Annotated in this window: 17 protein-coding genes; all 17 read left to right on the plus strand. The window is 35.2% G+C overall.

The features are described from left to right. Positions 1 to 4 precede the first annotated feature (4 nt). The 17 genes from F0362_RS30765 (at position 5) to F0362_RS29650 (ending at position 19,005) form a co-directional block, all read left to right on the plus strand. Positions 5 to 1,258: a hypothetical protein gene (locus F0362_RS30765; RefSeq protein WP_216370153.1), complete on the plus strand. Its 1,254-nt coding sequence runs from the start codon at positions 5 to 7 to the stop codon at positions 1,256 to 1,258. Positions 1,259 to 1,334: 76 nt separating this feature from the next. Next, the gene (locus F0362_RS29575; protein ID WP_098009917.1) at positions 1,335 to 1,844 is read left to right on the plus strand and encodes a hypothetical protein; all 510 of its coding nucleotides are present in this window, start codon (positions 1,335 to 1,337) and stop codon (positions 1,842 to 1,844) included. Positions 1,845 to 1,881: 37 nt separating this feature from the next. Continuing rightward, positions 1,882 to 4,464 carry a VirD4-like conjugal transfer protein, CD1115 family gene (locus tag F0362_RS29580; RefSeq protein ID WP_098009915.1) on the plus strand — a complete coding sequence of 861 codons (2,583 nt, stop codon included), beginning with the start codon at positions 1,882 to 1,884 and terminating at the stop codon, positions 4,462 to 4,464. A 38-nt stretch (positions 4,465 to 4,502) separates the two neighbouring features. Further along, on the plus strand, positions 4,503 to 4,712 hold the full coding sequence (locus tag F0362_RS29585) for a hypothetical protein (protein ID WP_098009914.1): 210 nt from the start codon (positions 4,503 to 4,505) through the stop codon (positions 4,710 to 4,712). A 23-nt stretch (positions 4,713 to 4,735) separates the two neighbouring features. Then, complete coding sequence (locus F0362_RS29590) at positions 4,736 to 7,123, plus strand: pLS20_p028 family conjugation system transmembrane protein (protein ID WP_149890190.1); 2,388 nt, start codon at positions 4,736 to 4,738, stop codon at positions 7,121 to 7,123. A gap of 47 nt (positions 7,124 to 7,170) precedes the next feature. Next, positions 7,171 to 7,458 (plus strand): DUF5592 family protein, encoded by a 288-nt coding sequence (locus F0362_RS29595; RefSeq protein ID WP_001258275.1) that lies wholly within the window; start codon positions 7,171 to 7,173, stop codon positions 7,456 to 7,458. A gap of 14 nt (positions 7,459 to 7,472) precedes the next feature. Further along, positions 7,473 to 8,282, plus strand: a complete 810-nt coding sequence (locus F0362_RS29600) for a hypothetical protein (RefSeq protein ID WP_098009362.1) — start codon at positions 7,473 to 7,475, stop codon at positions 8,280 to 8,282. A 15-nt stretch (positions 8,283 to 8,297) separates the two neighbouring features. After that, a complete protein-coding gene (locus tag F0362_RS29605; RefSeq protein WP_098009364.1) occupies positions 8,298 to 10,235 on the plus strand; it encodes a VirB4 family type IV secretion system protein in 1,938 nt (645 codons plus the stop codon). A gap of 4 nt (positions 10,236 to 10,239) precedes the next feature. Further along, on the plus strand, positions 10,240 to 11,367 hold the full coding sequence (locus F0362_RS29610; protein WP_149890191.1) for a bifunctional lytic transglycosylase/C40 family peptidase: 1,128 nt from the start codon (positions 10,240 to 10,242) through the stop codon (positions 11,365 to 11,367). A gap of 27 nt (positions 11,368 to 11,394) precedes the next feature. After that, positions 11,395 to 11,973 (plus strand): MerR family transcriptional regulator, encoded by a 579-nt coding sequence (locus F0362_RS29615; protein WP_149890192.1) that lies wholly within the window; start codon positions 11,395 to 11,397, stop codon positions 11,971 to 11,973. A 21-nt stretch (positions 11,974 to 11,994) separates the two neighbouring features. Next, entirely contained in the window at positions 11,995 to 12,891 is an 897-nt protein-coding gene (locus F0362_RS29620; protein ID WP_149890193.1) for a hypothetical protein, read from the plus strand. 260 nt (positions 12,892 to 13,151) lie between these two features. Beyond that, positions 13,152 to 13,412: a hypothetical protein gene (locus tag F0362_RS29625; protein ID WP_002090361.1), complete on the plus strand. Its 261-nt coding sequence runs from the start codon at positions 13,152 to 13,154 to the stop codon at positions 13,410 to 13,412. Then, positions 13,405 to 14,598 carry a MobP2 family relaxase gene (gene mobP2, locus F0362_RS29630; RefSeq protein ID WP_000063695.1) on the plus strand — a complete coding sequence of 398 codons (1,194 nt, stop codon included), beginning with the start codon at positions 13,405 to 13,407 and terminating at the stop codon, positions 14,596 to 14,598. The genes F0362_RS29625 and mobP2 overlap by 8 nt, the downstream gene beginning before the upstream one ends. Next, complete coding sequence (locus F0362_RS29635; protein WP_000104364.1) at positions 14,599 to 15,030, plus strand: hypothetical protein; 432 nt, start codon at positions 14,599 to 14,601, stop codon at positions 15,028 to 15,030. A 42-nt stretch (positions 15,031 to 15,072) separates the two neighbouring features. Then, positions 15,073 to 15,348: a hypothetical protein gene (locus F0362_RS29640; RefSeq protein ID WP_149890194.1), complete on the plus strand. Its 276-nt coding sequence runs from the start codon at positions 15,073 to 15,075 to the stop codon at positions 15,346 to 15,348. Further along, on the plus strand, positions 15,341 to 17,842 hold the full coding sequence (locus F0362_RS29645; protein ID WP_149890195.1) for an LPD25 domain-containing protein: 2,502 nt from the start codon (positions 15,341 to 15,343) through the stop codon (positions 17,840 to 17,842). Before F0362_RS29640 ends, F0362_RS29645 begins: the two co-directional genes overlap by 8 nt. Before the next feature lie 386 nt (positions 17,843 to 18,228). Then, positions 18,229 to 19,005 carry a GNAT family N-acetyltransferase gene (locus F0362_RS29650; RefSeq protein ID WP_149890196.1) on the plus strand — a complete coding sequence of 259 codons (777 nt, stop codon included), beginning with the start codon at positions 18,229 to 18,231 and terminating at the stop codon, positions 19,003 to 19,005. Positions 19,006 to 19,136: the final 131 nt, after the last annotated feature.

The raw sequence follows: 19,136 nt of genomic DNA on the forward strand, positions 1-19,136 counted from the left end.
TAACATGCCTTTAAATTATGAGAATCTGTATAAAAAAATGGGGATTGTTTTTCTTGGTGGTTCATTGATATTGAGTACGACAGGTTGCAGTTGGTTTGGAAGTAAGGAGTCATCAAAAAGTAAATCAGCTATTACAAAAAAAGTAGATAAGAATAAGCCGGATGAAAAGAAAGAAGATCTGAACAAACAAGATTTCGAAGCAATTACAGAGAATGCAATTCAAAGTAAGGATAATGAAGTTGCTTATGTTCTCGAAGAACTGGATAAATCGAAAATTAATTTTAAAGAGAAATCTATTGTAGGTAATCTTCAAAATGGAGATGAAACGACTTCCCGTGTTCTAGCACTCTTTGATAAAGAAACGAAAGATCAATCAATTCAGGATACAGCAAAGGATAATGTGATTGCAGCCATTACGGATAATAAGCCACAAGTCAGCGTGAATGGAGATCATTTTGCATTTGGCGATCAAAATATTGATTCTTCAGTAGCGAGTATAGGAGATATTCTTCCACCAGAGAAGAAACCAGATGCAATTGTGAACCCACCAATTATAACGGAGGGTGAGAATGGTAATACGGAAAATACAGGGACAGAAAAACCAAAACCACCGATAGAGCCACCAATAGAACCGGAAAAACCAACAAATCCGGAAAAACCGACAGAACCGGAAAAACCAACAAATCCGGAAAAACCGACAGAACCGGAAAAACCAACAAATCCGGAAAAACCGACAGAACCGGAAAAACCAACAAATCCGGAGAAACCAACAAATCCGGAGAAACCGACAGAACTGGAAAAACCAACAGATCCAGAGAAGCCAACAGATCCAGAGAAGCCAACAGATCCAGAGAAACCGACAGATCCAGAAAAACCAACAGATCCAGAAAAACCAACAGATCCAGAGAAGCCAACAGATCCAGAAAAACCAACAGATCCAGAGAAGCCAACAGATCCAGAAAAACCAACAGATCCAGAGAAGCCAACAGATCCAGAAAAACCAACAGATCCAGAGAAGCCAACAGATCCAGAGAAACCGACAGATCCAGAAAAACCAACAGATCCAGAGAAGCCAACAGATCCAGAAAAACCAACAGATCCAGAGAAGCCAACAGATCCAGAGAAACCGACAGATCCAGAGAAGCCAACAGATCCAGAGAAGCCGACAGAACCGGAAAAGCCAACAAATCCAGAGAAACCAACGAATCAAGAAAAGCCAGTTCTGAAACAAAATGAAAAGATGGTAGCAAGTAAATAAAGAAAAAATCAACTGATATTGTCAAAAAGGGTACTCATAAAAAGAGTACCTTTTTAATTTGAAAGGGGTCATATAGATGTTTGTTAATAGTGCAAATTTAGTACAAATTTCAAGTCTAGATAAAAGTTTAATGGTGGTAGGTCGAGTGGGAACAGGGAAAACGAGGGAATTGAAGAAAATGGCTTTAAGTTTATCAAAAGTATTAGTGTTAGATCCATTTAAGGAATACGAAGAATTAGAGAATCAAACAGAAGGGCATGTAACTTTACAATATTTAGATTGTGAATCAAATGAAGAATATAGAGATTTTAAAATTACAGATGATGTGATAAATGTAGCTAAACAATTTGAATATGTAATTGTAGATAAAACCAATTATTTATGTCAGGAAGATTTTATATACTTTCTTCAACAAATGAAGGATTCCGATATAAAAGTAATAGCAAGTTTTCAACAAATGCCTTCAGATGCCCAAATTACTAAGAAATTTGTGTATATTATATCTTTAGATGTAACGAATGATTTCGATAAGATAACAGAGTATGAAAAATATAATTATGATTCGGGATTTGGCTTGAAAAAGTAATACGTGTGGCTAGATTGAACAGAGGTGATGCTTTGATATGTATAGTGAAAAGATATCAATCAAATATAAATTAGCTGAAAAAGAAGTACTCATTCCATTGAGTGCTTTTTTGTTTGTTGGAATGTTTTTGATCGCTAATTTTTTACTCAACTTATCTTTAGAGCTGATAGAAACAACATTTAGTGATTTATTACATCCTAAACCATTTCATATGGAGGTAGGATTTCTTTTTCAGATGCCAATTGCAGAACATCCAATTTACTACTTGCTTGTTTTCCTTGTAGTGATTGGAACTATAGCGAGAACAGTGTACAAATTGAAATCTTCCTTTAAAAACTTAAATAATCATCAGAAAGGGTCTAGTCGTTTTACAACAGTTGAAGAGTTGAAAAAGCAATACCGAGCTGTACCAGATCGAGAAGAATCATTTAAAGGTGGCGGTGGTGTTGTTATCTCACGATTAGGTGACAAGGTAGTTATTGATGATAGCCCGGTAAACAACTTAATTATTGGTACAACACGCTCTGGTAAAGGGGAAACCTTTGTATTTCCTACAATTGATGTCTATTCTAGAGCGGAACATAAGCCTTCATTAATAATTAATGATCCAAAAGGTGAAATTTTTAGTGCTTCCAAAGAAACGTTGGAAAAACGGAGATATCACATTGAAGTTTTGAATTTATTAAACCCACTTGATTCTATGAGCTACAACTTGTTGCAGCTTGTCAAAGATGCCTATAAAGATGGAGACTATTCAACGGCCCAGGCATTATGTAAAACACTCTCACACACTTTGTATTACAACCCAACTGTAAAAGATCCTTTTTGGCAACAGTGTGCTATGAGCTTGTGCAACGCCATGATATTAGCAGTTACAGATAAATGTATTGCGGAAGGTACAGAAGAAAAAATCACAATGTATGCAGTTGCAAATATGTTATCGGAACTTGGTTCAAAAGAGGTAATCGTAGATCCGGAAGCTGATCCACAAAATGCATTAGATTTATACTTTGAAGGCTTACCAGCGGATAGCGTTGCGAAAATGCAATATGCAACCTCAAACTTCTCAAAAGGAACAACACGAGGCGGAATTTTCACCCAAACAATGAACGGACTTTCTATTTTTACATTTGATGAAATCGCTAAAATGACAGCGAAAAATAGTGTAGATTTAAAATGTGTCGGTTTTGGAAAAACGATAAAAGGAAAAGTAACACCGAGAAAACGAGTAGAAATTGTATTTCCAGATGGTTCAAAGGAATCTATTAAGGCAGATATTACAGGACGTTTTGCATTAGACTTTAAACAAGTAATACAAGTTGGAGATACCATTCAATGTAATGAAAAGGAAGAGCCTAAAACGAAAACATCTATTTCTATTACAAAAATAGATGGAAAAACGGGTCATACAGAATTTAAAGTAGTAGAAGAAAATGAAGGTATGGAAATAACAAAAGTGGATTATTTCGATAAACCAGTGGCTATTTTTATGATTACACCAGACTTTGATTCTTCGAATCATGTGATTGCTTCTATTTTTGTAAGGCAGCTTTATTTTATATTGGCTAAAGGTGCATCCTTCGCTCGTGGAGGGAAATGTTACCGTGAGGTAGTTTTTTGCCTCGACGAGTATGGAAATATGCCGAGTATAGAAGGAATGGCTAATATTATTACAGTTTGTCTCGGTAGAAATGTTCGCTTTAACCTTGTGATCCAGGCATATGCACAATTGAAAAATAAGTATGGTGAGGATGCAGATACAATTGATGGAAACTGTGGGAATACAATTTATATTCTAACTAACGATCAAGAAACCGCTGAAAAGGTTTCCAAAAAACTAGGGAATCAGACGATTAACCTACCTTCCCGAAGTGGAAAAGGTCTTTCTACTGATAAAAATAAAACGGAAGGTCTAGATCAACGTCCACTGTTAACATCAAATGAACTGATGAATTTTAAAGAAGGAGAAAGTGCCGTTATTCGTGTCATAAAACGTCAAGATAATAATAAAAAGCGTATCAGACCACGTCCAATTTATAATACAGGAGAAACAGCTTTGAAGTATAGATGGGAGTACTTAGGGAAAGAGTTCGATACAGATAAATCTATTTTAGATATAGATATCCACTCCTTACATGATGATGTAGAACCGAAAAAACTTATTGTAGATTTTCTAGGAGAAAGAAAGGAAGAACAAATTCAGAAAGAACCATCAGAGCCAGAACAGGAAGATTTGCCACCAGTAGAGACACCGCAGCCAGTAGAAGAGCCAACAATGATGGGAATTGATGAAGAGATTCCGGAAGAGGCGTTTCAACAGGAAGTTAGCCCGTTTGATTCCCTCTCCATTGAAAATTGGAAAGGAAAAACGGTTAACGAATTTTTCGAATCTGATTTAGCGTTTTTGAAACTGGTTGATAAGTTCTTTTTAGCACAGTTAGGCAAATCAATAGATGAAGTGGAAAATCAAGAAATGGGCGAGTTTTACAGTGAATTTCAAATGTTAGCTCACAATGACCACATCGACAAAAGTGTTTATCAAGCAGTCGAAAACAAGATTAATCGAACCTTGCGTGATTTAGAAGAAAAAGAACAAGTAACAAAGCACTCAAATGATTGAGTGCTTTTTTGAATCCAAATATAAAGGGGGAATAGGTAATGGGTGTACCGACAATAACGGATAAAATGCAATTGATTTTAGATAGTTACTCGTCATTTGTAACAGAAGAAAATGAGGTCATTCTTGGTCTGGAAGATGCGGTTCTTTTCCTTTCAGTAGATCGGGAACAAAAAGGGAAATTGATTATTCGTATGGACAGACTGAATGAAAGAGTGAAATGGACAGCAAAAGAAGTATTAGGGCAATAGCAAGCATGAGAGGAGGATAAATAGTGAAAGATGAAGAGATTTTAAAGGTCTTAGAAACGTTCTCGGATTATCTTCAAGTAGGGGATATCGTGAATTATGTATTGCGTTGGCTAGGATGGTTCCTAATTGTAGGTTTATCTTTAGTTGTAGATGCTTTAGAAGGTGTGACAGATGCCATACTGGGGATTAAGGGGTTCTTTAATTCACCAGAAATACAAAATTTTGTTGATATGCTATATCCATTGTTTGTCGTTTTGCTAGCCATATCATTTTTATATATTGGCTACATGTTCATTATGAACAAACAAATGAACCGTTCTCAAATTATCATCAATATTTTCGTAACATTGAGTGTACTTTGTTTATTAAGTACTGGTATGACAAAGGTCGATAAGTTCACCGATGATGCCATAGCTGTTGTAAAATCAGAACAAAAAGGTTCCTTAAGTGATGAAATTATTAAGAAAAACATAACAGATGTTGCAGTAATAGATCAAAATGGATGGAAAAAGAAAGAAGATTTGAATCCGAAAAATAATATTCCTGAAAAAAATATTAGACAAATAGATATTACAGAAAAAATTGATTCCGATTTCAAATTTACGGAAGACAAGGATTTATCAGATGGTGGTCAAAAAATCCTACAGAATAAAAGGGTGATGGATGCATTAGGAGTTGCATCTTTAGCTGAACTAAAAGATGGGTGGTTTGATTTCTTTCCAGAAAAGTATTATCGCTGGCATTGGAATTTTTGGAATATATTCTTTACTTTACTGATAACAGGATTAACTTTGTTATTGGTAAGTATTAAATTAGCTAGATTATGTTATGAATTAGCATTTAACTATTTGTTAGCCAACATATTAGCACCAGCGGATGTTGCGAATGGTCAAAAGTTAAAAGCTGTATTATCTAATATCCTCAATATATTTATAGCAACGATTATGATATTCCTATCTTTGAAACTATATATAATGGGAACAGCGTTTCTCCATGACAAATTAAATGGTGTACCGTATCTGATTGCATTAGCCGCATTTAGTATGGCAGTTCTAGATGGCCCGGCAGTCGTAGAAAGACTATTTGGAATAGATATTGGTTTAAAGAGTAGTTGGGGCATGTTAGTAGGTGGTTACGCACTTGGTAAAGGAATCGCTGGTCTTGCAAGTTCAAAACCAATGAAGGGTCTCGGAAATATGATTGGAAAAGGAGCGAAAGGTGCAGCACAAGGAACTGGTGTTGCAGCGGCTAAAACCGCAAGTGCGGCAGCGATGGCAACAGGTGGAATGGCTGGTCTCATAAGTGGCTTGAAAAATGAAAATGAATCTGAAAATAAAGATTCCTTACAAGATCAAATGAAAAAAGCTGGTGAGAAGGAAGCAAATGGAAATGATGTAGCAAATAAGGAAAAAGATAAAAAGAATGGTGGTATGCCATCTATTCAAGAAGAAATGAAAAAAGGAGGGAACGAAAACCCAGGGGTAGCGAATGGGCAAGAATCGAGAACAACAAGTCTTCAAGATGAAATGAAAGAAGCTGGAAAATCAAATGGAACAAGTGAAGGAAATCAAACAGCAGAAACAGTAAGACAAGGAACAAGTGAAGGAAGTCAAACAGCAGGAACAGTAAGACAAGGAGCAAATGAAGGAGGTCAAACATCAAGCCCGGCACCAGTAGAAGCATCAAGACCAGTACCAAGTGGAGGAAGTCCGGCACCAGTAGAAACACCAAGACCAGTACCAAGTGGAGGAAGTCCGGCACCAGTAGAAACACCAAGACCAGTACCAAGTGGAGGAAGTCCGGCACCAGTAGAAACACCAAGATCAGTACCAAGTGGAGGAAGCCCGGCACCAGTAGAAACACCAAGATCAGTACCAAGTGGAGGAAGTCCGGCACCAGTAGAAACACCAAGACCAGTACCAAGTGGAGGAAGTCCGGCACCAGTAGAAACACCAAGACCAGTACCAAGTGGAGGAAGTCCGGCACCAGTAGAAACACCAAGATCAGTACCAAGTGGAGGAAGCCCGGCACCAGTAGAAACACCAAGATCAGTACCAAGTGGAGGAAGCCCGGCACCAGTAGAAACACCAAGACCAGTACCAAGTGGAGGAAGTCCGGCATCAGCCGACAATGTAACGGTGACACATAGTAGCCCAATTATTCCTTATGAAAGTGATAAGGAAGTGGCAGCAAGTAGAAGTCAGGAAACACGGACATTAGGACAATATACAACTGATAAAGTTAAAAATACAACATCATCCGTGAAACAAAAGGTAAGAGGAGTACAAGAACGCATTCATAATTCTGAAACGGTACAAAATACAAAGCGTTTTTATCAGTTGGGGCAAAACACGGGTAAAAGTTGGAGAGATATTGTAAACAAAAATAAAAATAATACAGATAAAAAATAAGCGTACGATTACGCTTATTTTTTATTGTCGAAAAGGAGGGAATCCCGATGAGAAGCTATCGGATTCCGAAGGAAATCAGTACAGAATTACGGATTAATAAAGTGCTTTATTTAATAGATTTCTTTTTATTAATTGGCTTATTAGTTGTAACGATGATTCTTAGGAATTTTGTACATGATTCCTTTCAATTACCATTTGTTATTTTCATGGCAGTTATTGCAATTATCATGATTTGGCGACCAAGTACGAATCCTCAAAAACGAATGTATGAAGTGTTGATTATTACATTGCTAAGAAGAAAAGGTGCATATTGCGCCATTGATAACGATCAATAAGGGAGGGGTCACATATGGCGTTATTCAGCGAAAAAGATGTAGAAAAAGAGAAACCCAAACAAATAGAAAAACCGATCAAAAAGGCATTTCATTTTAACGAAATACAGTTAGAAAAAAAACTTTCCGAGCCAAAAGATATTGTTAAGGTGGTACCCGACAAAAAGAAAGAAGAAAAACCAAAGGTAGAACCAAAAGTAAAAAAACAGAAGAAAGAAAAGCCAAAGAAAGACGTTTCGAAAAAGAAAAATCCAAAACTGTTAGGTTTTTTATCTAGAAAAAAGAAAGAAGCACCACCAAAGGTAAAGAAAAGTATTGCGGAAATTATGCAAATTGTAGACATGACGGAGGATGGCATATTTGAACTGAAAAATGAGGAGTTTTTAGAAATTCTTCAAGTGGAAGGTGACGATATGTTCTCTAAAAATAGCGATGAGCAAGCATTTGTTATTTTCTCACATGCTTATTTTTATCAAGCCTACAAACAGTCCATTAAACTTGTTTTCTTAAACTTTCCATGTCAAACAACTGAACAACAACGTTATATAGAGAAGAAAATTAAAGAATGTACTAGTCCTTTGTATGAACGGATTTTAAATCAAAAGTTAAAAGAACTGCAGTTTTTAGAATGGGGCAGAACAAATCGGGAAGCCTTCTTATTTATTTACGGAGAAACGGAATTAATCGTAAAAGAACGTGTAGATGCAGCAAAGCGGTATATTAAACGCTCTACCGAACTATTAGATGTGGATGAAGAGAAAAAGTTAGAGCTTATGTTTAAATTGTTTAATCAAAATGCAAAATTGGGAACGAAAAATATATGGTAGTAAGGGGGAAACAAGATGTTTGCGTACAAAAGTAAAAAATCCAAAAAGGAAAAACAAGAAGAACTAAAAAAGAAGAAAGGTTACAACCCTTATTTAGTGGCTAGAGTTCAGCCACAAGGGGGAATCAGCTTTAAAGAAAGCTATGTGCAAACAGGTGATGGATTTGCTACTTGTATTCATGTTTTTGACTTTCCAGCAGAGGTAAATGATTTTTGGTTAGAGCAAATTATGAATATGCCAAATGTGATCACAACATTAGATGTAATGAGTGATGATCGAAAAGAAGTAGTTGAATCGATTAATAAATCCATGAGTGAACAAAGTGTTCGGCATGATACAGCAAAGGATAATATAGATCGGATTGATGCGAAAAATGAATTTTTAGAGTTGGAAGCTCTCTATACGGATTTGAAACAAGGTGAGGTCATGAAACGTATTCATATCCGTATCTATGTTTCCGCTAGAACGTTAGATGAGTTAGAAAAACAAGTAAAAGAAATCATGGAAACATTAGAGTCTTATAACTTTCGTGGAGCTGTTTTTTTAAATGAACAAGAGTATGAGTGGGATGCACTCGTAACAAGCTTTGATACACAAAAAAATTATGTGAACCGAAGAAAAGGGAAAGAAATTCCGGCAGTCAGTTTGGCTGGTGGGTGTCCGTTTCATTATTCTTATTTGCACGATCCATACGGTACGTATTATGGAACAACGAAAACAAAAGGAAATGTTATTTTTGATATTTTTCATAAAGACGAACAAAGAAAGTTTTATAACGGTGTAATGATTGGAAAGCCTGGTGCTGGAAAATCAACATTACTAAAAAAGAAATCAGTAGACTATGCAAGTAAAGGGCATTTTATTCGTATTTTTGATATTGTTGGTGAATTTGAGGAAACAGTACGTGATCTGAACGGGAAAACAATTGCATTAGATGGTTCACAAGGTCAAATTAACCCACTTCAAGTATATAAGACAGCAGAACTTGAAGAAGTTAGTTTCACTCAACATTTATCTAAATTGACAATTTTTTATCGATTCATTGCGCCAGAAGCAAAAGATGATGAAATTAAAGAATATGAAAACTTGCTTCGTAAATTATATATTCGAATGGGATTATGGAATGACGAAAAAGGAGCGAAAAATGAAATTACAACAAGAAAACCAAATGAGTATCCCATTTTCTCAAACTTTTTATCTTTTGTTCGTGATGAATTATATGAGAATGTAAAAAATAGAAAACACCATGAGAATTTAGGAGAAAGCAGAAAACATCGTTTAGAGTTGATTGAATTAAATCTTGTAAATTTAGTAGAAGCATATGCACAATTATTTGATGGTCATTCCACTATTGAAAACTTTAAAAAAGAACAAGTTGTATCGTTTTCCTTACGAAACATTTCAAATTTTAAACCGGAAGTATTCCAAGCGCAAATTTTTAATGTTTTTAATTTAATATGGGATGAAATGATATCCAATGGTGCGCCACAATTAGAGGCATATACTAAACAACAACTTGCTTTTGAAGATGTAATTCGTTATTTCATTATTATTGACGAGGCGCATCATATCATAAACACGAAAAAAGAAAGCGCTCATGCGCTACAATTTTTAACGAAATTTAGCCGAGAAGATCGAAAATATTTTGCAGGGCTTTTATATGCAAGTCACACGATTCGGGATTTTGTACCGGAAGGATCTTCACAAGAAATGATTGATGAAATTAAAAAGTTATTTGAACTTACACAGTACAAATTTATTATGCAGCAAGATAATAACAGTTTAGATATGTTACGAAAAGTATTTGCAGGACAGTTAAGTGAAAGTGAAATTGCAGCGATTCCACATTTACCAACAGGGGATGTCATTTTAAGTATTGGGGCTGTCAAAAACATTCACTTCCATGTAGAAGTAACAGATGAAGAATTGATGTTATTCGGGGGAGGTGCTTAATACCATGCATCTAGTTTTAAAGGTTATACCAAAAAAATGGCTCATCACTTTAGCACTACTTGTGATGGGTCTTTTTTCTTTTCTTTTACTTGGAATCTTAAGCATTTTTATTGCAGCAATGGGGAGCGATAGTGGAACAGACACAGGTGATATTACGTATACAGGTGAAGGGCAAGTCATGAATGTTTCGCCCGAAGTTTTAAAATGGGAGCCAACTATTCGGAAGCATGCGAAAGCCTTTGGTGTGGAACCATTTGTCGCTTTAATGCTTGCTCAAATGATGCAGGAAAGTGGAGGCCGAGGTAGCGATCCGATGCAATCATCAGAGGGGGCTTTTAATACGAAATATTGTAAATCACCTAACTGTATTACAGATCCAGACTACAGTATATGGGCTGGTGTACAGGAATTTAAACATGCGATAGAAAGAGCTGGTGTAACGAGTCCTGGTGATATGGATCATATCAAAACAGCCCTTCAAGCATACAATTTTGGAACAGGATTTTTTGATTTTGTTGGCGCAAATGGTGGCAAGTATACGAAAGAGTTAGCAATTAAATTTTCACAACAACAGTATCAAAAAGTAAAACATACTGGCATGTATCATTGCCTTAGACCAGAAGCCGTACCATATCAAGCGTGCTACGGCGACATTTTGTACGTTGACGCAGTTTTAAAATATTATCAGCCGGGTTCTGTCGTTTCTGGTGGAGGAGGAAATCCAGGAAGTGGAGGCAGTAGCGGTTCAAAAGTTGCCGATGTAGGTCGCCAATGGATAGGGCGTTCTACCTATGTATTTGGTGGGGGACGTAACACAAATGACATTGCAAGAGGGATTTTTGATTGTTCAAGTTTTGTACGTTGGGCATTCGAACAAGTAGGGATGTACACCAGTCCGATAGGAGCTGTAAGTACGGAAACATTAAATAAAATCGGTACAAAAGTATCCGCAAATGATATGAAACCGGGTGATGTTATTTTCTTTGATACCTACAAACATGACGGACACGTTGGAATTGTAATTGATAAGAATACGTTCATAGGATGCCAAACGAATAAAGGTGTTTCTATTGAAAATTTAAATAATCCGTATTGGAAAAAAGTCTTTTCTGGTCATGTAAGAAGGTTCTAAAAACAGAAGGAATGGGAGACTGAAAGAATGAAAGATAAACGAAAATTTTTGTTTATTGTGTTTGTCATTTTAGTTGTAGGTGTGACAGCTTTTAATATCTATTTGAGCAAAAAGTCAATGAGTGATGGCAAAGAAAAACAGTTAAAACTTTCAAATGAATTACTAACAAAACAAAATGAAGACTTAAAAAAACGACTAGATAAGGTGCTTCCTTCCGCACAGGAACAACAGAGAAGGGCATACTTATCGACAGCCGAAACATTTATACAATTATCATTTCACAGAGAAAAAGAAGGGTACAGCGAGCGAAAAGAAAAGGCAAAATCCATTATGAGCGAAGAACTTTTACAACAATTTTATCCAACTGATAAATACGAATTAGGAGATACGTATAAAACGAAACCAATAGAAATGAAGTTTTATTTACAAGAAAATGAACCCGATAAAGAGGAGGTAAATATGTTAGCTGAATTTATAAATGTCACGACAGATTCAACGCAAAACCGAGAAGAAAAAGTAAACAATGTGTTACGAATCATCATGAAAAAAGATAAGGAAACATGGCGAGTTACAAGTGTGGAAGAGTTAAATATGAAAGTTTTATAACGAAAAAGGTGGGGTGAGAGTGTGATAGGTGCAATTGGTAAGAAGAGTGAAAGAATCAATCTAAGAAAAAATAAGTCGTGGATCTACCTAACAATTATCAGCTTTCTATTTTTTGGATTTTTCGCTTTCTTGACATCTAAAATTTACATGCCAAACGATGAAAAACTATTCCATACAGAGACAAATAAAGTAATTAAGTTGTCGGGTATGGGGAAATTGATTGTAGAAAAAAGGGAATACAATCCACACAAAAACTTTATACAAATTTACTTTCGATTAGAAGGATATGAGGAAACAGGATATACATTTAAGGCACAGCAAAAAGCAAATCCAGGTGTTCAGTTACCTGTCAAAGTATTGTATGAAGAGAACGGAAAATATGTTGTAGAAGTAAAAGAGTTATCTCCGAATTGGGGAGCGTTAGCTTTCGATATTTACAATAAAAACGGTGAAAAAGAACAAATGGATATTCGTAAATTCACACAAGATGTTAATGAATATGAAGAAGAAAATGCAGCAACAAAAAGTCCGAATAAATTAGTTCAGACAATTTTTACAGATCAAAGAAAAACAAAAGCAAATGATGAACTGTTAGCCGAAGATAAAAAAACATATGAGCTAGATTTTATAGAAAGAGACAAAAAGGATATCGAAACAAAGATAAAAAATTATGGGAAAGCAATCAAACTGGAAGAAGAAAATGCGAAGACAGTTTATGAAAAAGTAAAAGAATTACAAGGTGAAATGAAGTACCAAACTGAAGCAGAAAAAACGGAAACACAATTCAAAATAGCATCCTTAGAATCAAAAATAAAATCATCAGAAAAGAACGTTGAATTGTTTAAAGGAGAACAAAAAATCGCACGAGATAAAATCAAAAAGTTAGAGCAAAAGGCACAAGAAATTAATAAAAAGTGAAAAAAGTCATATCGTCAGTGAGTACTCACCAGTGAAATTTGAGTACTCATTGAGTGCTCATTTGTTGGTTTTTGTGTCATCAGTGAGTACTCATCAGTTTAAATTGTGTCATCAGTGAGTACTCACCTTGCAGGTTTTCTTGTTCCCATCGTTTTGCTAGGCTCCGCCTAGCTTCACACCTTAGGTGGGAACAAAAACCCCTTATGCTCTTCTCACTATTTTTTGATCTCTACCCAGATTTGCAGAAAGGAGAGGGAAAAGTGGAAATTAGAATTAGAGAAGTAGATCCAATTGCCGTAAAGAAAATAGATGAAATTGCAAAGAGGAAAGGATTATCCCGGCAGAAATTTTTGAAAGACCAAATTGAAATGCTGGCATTTTTTCAGCAGCAAAATAAAAGGGAAATGGAATTAGAAAATCTCATTGAAAAGAACATCCATATGATGAGTGATTGTTATAGTGCAATGGAAAAAATGAATGAGTTTATTCAAATGATGATGCAGGATGTTGAAAATGAGTAATGCGGTTCCTGTTCAGTCTTCCGTCACACCGGGTGTTGTTTTAAAAACGAAATTTGTGTTACCAAGTTCCGATGCGTTTCAGAACTATATTGAGTATGTAGATCGAGAGGAAGCGAAAAGTGAAGTGAAGCTGAATCCGAAAATGTTCGAAACGTATCAAGACTATATGGGGAATTCAGAAAAGACATCGGCACTATTTACGGAACACGCAAATCGTTTAACAGAAAGTGAAAAAAAGTCCTTAAAGGAAATGTTTAAAACCGCTCATGAAAATGGAAGTATCATGTGGCAAGATGTCATTTCTTTTCATAATCCCTGGTTAGAGAAACAAGGGATTTATGATGAGAAAACAAAAACATTGGATGAAAAAAAGTTAATGGATGTAACACGGCTTGCGATGAAGGAAATGCAAAAAAGAGAGGGGATAGAAAAAAGTTCAATCTGGTCAGCAGCTATTCATTTTAACACGGACAATATTCATATTCATGTAGCAACTGTTGAGCCATTCCCAACGAGAGAACGTGGTAAAAGAAAACCCAAAACATTAGATGCGATGAAGGGAAAAGTCGTAAACAATTTGTTAGATCGTAAGCAGGAACAAAAACAAATTAATGATCTGATTCGAAACAATATGGTGGGAAGGAAAAAAGAAGATTCCGTTTTTGATTGGCGCAATCAACATCTTAAGCCGTTATTTTTACAAATCTATAAACAGCTACCAAGTGACAAAAGACAGTGGCAATATAGCTACAATACGATGCAACCATTAAAGCCGGAAATTGACAAATTAAGCAGTCGATATATTCAGCATCATCATAAAAAAGATTACGATCAGTTTCTCCAAAAGTTAGATAAAGAAGTGCAAGTTTTTAAAGAAGCATATGGAGAAGGCAAGTATGATAAGAAGCAATATGAAAATTACAAGACGAATAAAATTAATGACTTGTATAAAAGAATGGGGAACGCCTTTTTACAAGAAATGAAGGCATATGATAAGGAACAAAAGAGAATCCATCACATGAAGAAATCAAAGCCGTTTCAAAAATTTCAACAGAATGTTTCTATTCAGTATTCTATGAGAAAAGTGGAACGTGCTTTTAAAAGTGAATATGAAAGCTGGAAGAACCAAAAGTATTATGAGCGTATGCAAAAAGAAAGTGCATACCAAAATGAGAGGGGTTATTAAATGAGTACAATTAGAAGACAGGTAACGATGGATCAAGAGACAGAGGATTATATAAAGGATTACATGGAGGAACACGGAATTCGATACACAGGGGAAGCAATGGGAAGAATTTGCAAGGAGCATGAAGCGGCAAAAAATACAGAATGGTCGTTAAATTATATAACAGAAGTGGTATCAAAAAACTTACATGATGTGTTAAAAAGTGAGCTAACAAAAATTCGTCTTGGTGCAAATAGTGCGGATAGAAATACGCAAATTTTAATTGAGTTATTAAATGGTTATTTCTTTTTAGAGGGCGTAGATAGCCTTATTACGACTGATAAACAAGAGATGGGAAGTGTGAAAATAGCAAAAGAAGTCGTAGCGGAGCGAATAAGTAACGCAAGACAAAAACGTATAGATCATGAAGCAGCAAAGAACAATGTAACGTAAGCTACATTGTTTCTTTTTATAAAAAAACAGGAGGTTAGTAGGATGTTATTATTTCGTGAAGATATCACATTAGGTGTCATTAAAGAGGTTGGAGAAGGTGAACTTGTTTTACTTGTAAAAGAGGAAGAACTAACAATCAAAATTACACGAGAACAAGAGGAAGAACTTGCAGTTCATGTTATGAATCAAGAAAATATGTTAGTTCCGGTTAATGTAAAAACTCATGAGCTTTTCTTTGATACAGCTGAGAGATGGAATGAAGAAGAAATGGAGGAATTACAAAAAGCGAGTGAAAGAGTAGGAGAAGATCATGAGTAAAAGTTATAAGAAAAAGTATCAAACGAAATCACCAGAAGAAAAGAAAGAAGCGGTGCAAGCTTTAATAAAAAAGATGGAAAAAAGTGTAGAAGGTTATTTTCGTACACCGGAAGATTTAAAAGAGTACTTAACCTTTATGGCAAAGTTTTATCACTATTCACCATCTAATATTTCATTAATACAAAGTCAATTCCAGGGAGCCAGTGCAGTTGGTTCCTTTTCTTTTTGGAAAGAAAAAGGATTTCCGGTTAAGAAGGGTGAGAAAGGAATTAAAATTCTTGTTCCAAACCGAACTGTTGCAAAATTTAAGGACAAAGAAGGCACTTGGAAAACAGTAACTAAGGCAAATGAGGAAGAGAAGAAACAAATTGAATCTAAAAGCGTAGAAGTGATGCCTGGTCGCTTATATTTTGCTGTCGGTCATGTGTTTGACCTGTCTCAAACAAACGCAAAAGCGGAAGATATACCTCGTATTTTTCCGAATCGTTGGCTAGAAGGGAGCGTTACGGATTACCAGAGTTTGTATAAAGGAATGGAAGCCATTGCGGAAAAAAACGGTGTAAAAATTATTGAGCCGAAGCAAGAACTTGGGGTCGCAAAGGGAGTTAGTTACACCTTAACAAAAGAGGTTGCTTTGAATCCTAGAAACAGTGAATTACAAAATGTTAAAACACTTCTTCATGAATTGGCACATGCCAAACTTCATACAGCAGAGACACATATGAATTACACAGCACCAGAAAAAGAGTTTCAAGCAGAAATGACAGCTTACGCCGTTTCTTCTTATTTTGGAATTGATACAAGCGAATATTCATTAGGATATTTAGCGAGCTGGACACAAGGAAAAGAAATGAAAGATAAAACCAAGTTGTTGAAAGAAGTACATGAAACTTCGATTGAATTTATTGAGACAATTGAAAACACATTAGAAAAGGAAAAAGAACAAATAAATGAAAAAGAGGTGGAAAGTATGGCGAATCAAAATGAAAAACAGGACGAAAAAAATATTTTATTGGTCGAATTTATGAGTTTAAGTAACACGACACAAGAACTTGTTTCTGTTACAGAGTTAAGGGAACAAGCAGATAGGAACCGTGAGTTTGAACCTGTAGAAGGTGGAGAAAAATTGAGTGATAAAGAATTTATTGATGCATTTAACGTGGCAAATCAAGAGAAGTATGCAGCATTAAATCAGGATGAAATTACTCGTCCAACTATGTTAATTCAATGGAGCGAAAACGAAAATTTTAAGGGTAGTCAGTTGATTCCATTTGGAGAAGCCAATGAAAAAATGGCTGAAGTCATTAAAAATATTGAAAAAGCAAAAGAGGAAGCAAGAGAAAGGGATGAATACGTACCATATGATAAAACTCGTTATCATATTGCCATTCCAAAAGAAGTAGATAGAGATTTTGGGAGAATGGAGCTTGTGAGTATGGATCGTTTGGATATGGGGGATGGGGACTACAAGACACCGTATGAACAAATATTAAACGAGAAAAGGTATTTATCGGATGAAGTAAAACAAGCGTTACGAGATGAAGTGATGAATTATAGAAATAACAAAGAAATACCGATGGAAAAAGCACAAGAAAATCCATTAGAAAAACCGAAAGAGACACCCAATCACTTAGTTACAATTGAAGTATTAGCAAACAGTATACAAGATGAAGAGCAGGCAAGAATCCACATGATGGATGCCGTTACGAAAGATATCAATTATTTGTCTGTATGGAATCAAGATAAAACAGATCGGGACGATTTATATGTTTCCCTCATGGAAAAGAACGGGAAACGAGAAAATGTGTATCTAGATAACATTTTGAAACCAGATTTATATGAAAAGGTTCAAAGCTCTATATTTGATGGAAGAGGAAATTTGTCATTTGTTGTTTATGAAAAGGATGCAAATTTGAGTCTAGATGAAATTGTAAAAGATGAACGATATGGAATCTTAGTTGATAAAGCGGAAGAACAAAAAGATTCCTCATTTAATGAAAAAGAAGTGGAATTGTATAAAGAAATGAAAAAGGAAGGATATGCACCTATTGCTTCTTTAGATCAACAAATTCAACCTTCAAAAGAAAAAGAGTCAGCTACTTTAGATAAGGATTTAAGCCGGAAATACGAAGCATACAGACGCTCACAATATGAAGAAACACCAGATAATATTGATAGTATTGTCACTCGTGTAAAAGCTGAAGAGCGGTATTATAGAACAAAGTACGTTTCGATTGATAATGAGCTGGTAAGCCAGGAACACGTAGTGAAATTAGAAAACCAGGTGGATGAGAAGCTTGGGAAAGAAGGAATAATGGTGAATCAGTCTACAACTTCAAAGGAAATGGATGTAGATAAAAAAATTCAGCCATTGAACGGAAAACAAACGAATAGTAAAGAAAAAGACAAGGAGCCAGAGCCTGGTAATGTAGAGCAGTCGAAGGCTACAAAGAAATCAAGTAGAAAAAGAGAAACAATGGAAATGGAACGATGAAAAATTTTATAACAGGAAAATCAGATTAAATCATTTTTTGTTACTCAATTGAGAAAACAGAAAGTGATTTTTTTATATCTAAACAAGAAAGAGGGTAAAAGTAAAAGCCCTCTTTCTTGTTTGTAGTGTTAAGTAACAATAAAGTTATTTAATTTACAATAAAGTCGTTTAAAAAACGCCAGTCATACTATTGAAAAAAAGGGCCAGATTGTAAAGCAAGATTGTACAACTAACTTGGAGGTTAGAGAAGGATTTCACGAAACTAAAATAGAATTTCACACTAGTACTTTTATATGATTTATTGGATAGATTCTCTTTATTTTATGAGTAATAAGATATATTGCATGAGTACTAATGAGATTAACAAAAATACGAGGTGTCCAAACATGAGTTTTTATTTTAAAGAATGTAAACAAAGTGATATTGGGGATTTAATCCAAAGATATGTTAGTACATTAAGTTCTCCTATTGATTCCGTTTTAGAGGAGCACATTCTCAATTCCGTATTTTATACAATCAGTTACAACTCCGAAGTTGCAGGTTATTATGCCATACTTAGTAACCAGTCCCTAACTCAATTTTATTTAGATTTATCATACTACAAAAAATCCCAAGAGATTTTTGACAATGTTCTTAAGGATCATTCAATTCGGTCAATACTGGTTCCAACATGTGACGAACTTTTTTTAAGTTTGGTATTAGATCATGATTATAAGATCGAAAAACAAGCTTACTTTTTCCAAGATAACAAAGTGGAAATTCCAAAGGGAAAATTATTTAAAGATGGGGAATTCAGAGCTGCGGTGCCTAGCGATGCTACAAAAATAACTGAGGTATGTCAGGACTTCCTTGATAAAGTGGAGGAACGTATTGAAAATAGGGAAATATTCACCTACACCAAAGGAAGTATTCTGCTTGGAATAGGAATTATCGAAACAAGTAAGTTACTTGATAGATATGGAAATATGGGCATGTTTACAAATGAACAATACAGAAAAAAAGGAATAGGCAGAACGATAATTCATCATTTAAAGGAATGGTGTTATGACAATAATCTAAATCCGATTTGCGGTTGTTGGTATTATAACACTCCCTCGAAACAAACGTTAGAAAGTGCTGGTATGGTCTCTAAAACAAGATTATTAAATATCAAAGTCCTATAGATTTTTAAATGAATGAATTTATAGCTAATCTTGAGTTATTCAAGAATCAGGCGCAATTGTTGAAGAAGACTCAGATTTTAAACGACTTTATTGTTATTCAATTTAAGCAATGTAATTCACAATACAGAGAT

Origin of the sequence: Bacillus sp. BS98, from assembly GCF_008432245.1 — a bacterium.
Taxonomy (GTDB): Bacteria; Bacillota; Bacilli; order Bacillales; family Bacillaceae_G; genus Bacillus_A; species Bacillus_A toyonensis.

Bases quoted from the DNA above. Each gene is read 5' to 3' on its own strand.
- F0362_RS30765 (WP_216370153.1), top strand. From the start codon at position 5: ATGCCTTTAAATTATGAGAATCTGTATAAAAAAATGGGGATTGTTTTT.
- F0362_RS29575 (WP_098009917.1), top strand. From the start codon at position 1,335: ATGTTTGTTAATAGTGCAAATTTAGTACAAATTTCAAGTCTAGATAAA.
- F0362_RS29580 (WP_098009915.1), top strand. From the start codon at position 1,882: ATGTATAGTGAAAAGATATCAATCAAATATAAATTAGCTGAAAAAGAA.
- F0362_RS29585 (WP_098009914.1), top strand. From the start codon at position 4,503: ATGGGTGTACCGACAATAACGGATAAAATGCAATTGATTTTAGATAGT.
- F0362_RS29595 (WP_001258275.1), top strand. From the start codon at position 7,171: ATGAGAAGCTATCGGATTCCGAAGGAAATCAGTACAGAATTACGGATT.
- F0362_RS29600 (WP_098009362.1), top strand. From the start codon at position 7,473: ATGGCGTTATTCAGCGAAAAAGATGTAGAAAAAGAGAAACCCAAACAA.
- F0362_RS29605 (WP_098009364.1), top strand. From the start codon at position 8,298: ATGTTTGCGTACAAAAGTAAAAAATCCAAAAAGGAAAAACAAGAAGAA.
- F0362_RS29610 (WP_149890191.1), top strand. From the start codon at position 10,240: ATGCATCTAGTTTTAAAGGTTATACCAAAAAAATGGCTCATCACTTTA.
- F0362_RS29615 (WP_149890192.1), top strand. From the start codon at position 11,395: ATGAAAGATAAACGAAAATTTTTGTTTATTGTGTTTGTCATTTTAGTT.
- mobP2 (WP_000063695.1), top strand. From the start codon at position 13,405: ATGAGTAATGCGGTTCCTGTTCAGTCTTCCGTCACACCGGGTGTTGTT.
- F0362_RS29635 (WP_000104364.1), top strand. From the start codon at position 14,599: ATGAGTACAATTAGAAGACAGGTAACGATGGATCAAGAGACAGAGGAT.
- F0362_RS29640 (WP_149890194.1), top strand. From the start codon at position 15,073: ATGTTATTATTTCGTGAAGATATCACATTAGGTGTCATTAAAGAGGTT.
- F0362_RS29645 (WP_149890195.1), top strand. From the start codon at position 15,341: ATGAGTAAAAGTTATAAGAAAAAGTATCAAACGAAATCACCAGAAGAA.
- F0362_RS29650 (WP_149890196.1), top strand. From the start codon at position 18,229: ATGAGTTTTTATTTTAAAGAATGTAAACAAAGTGATATTGGGGATTTA.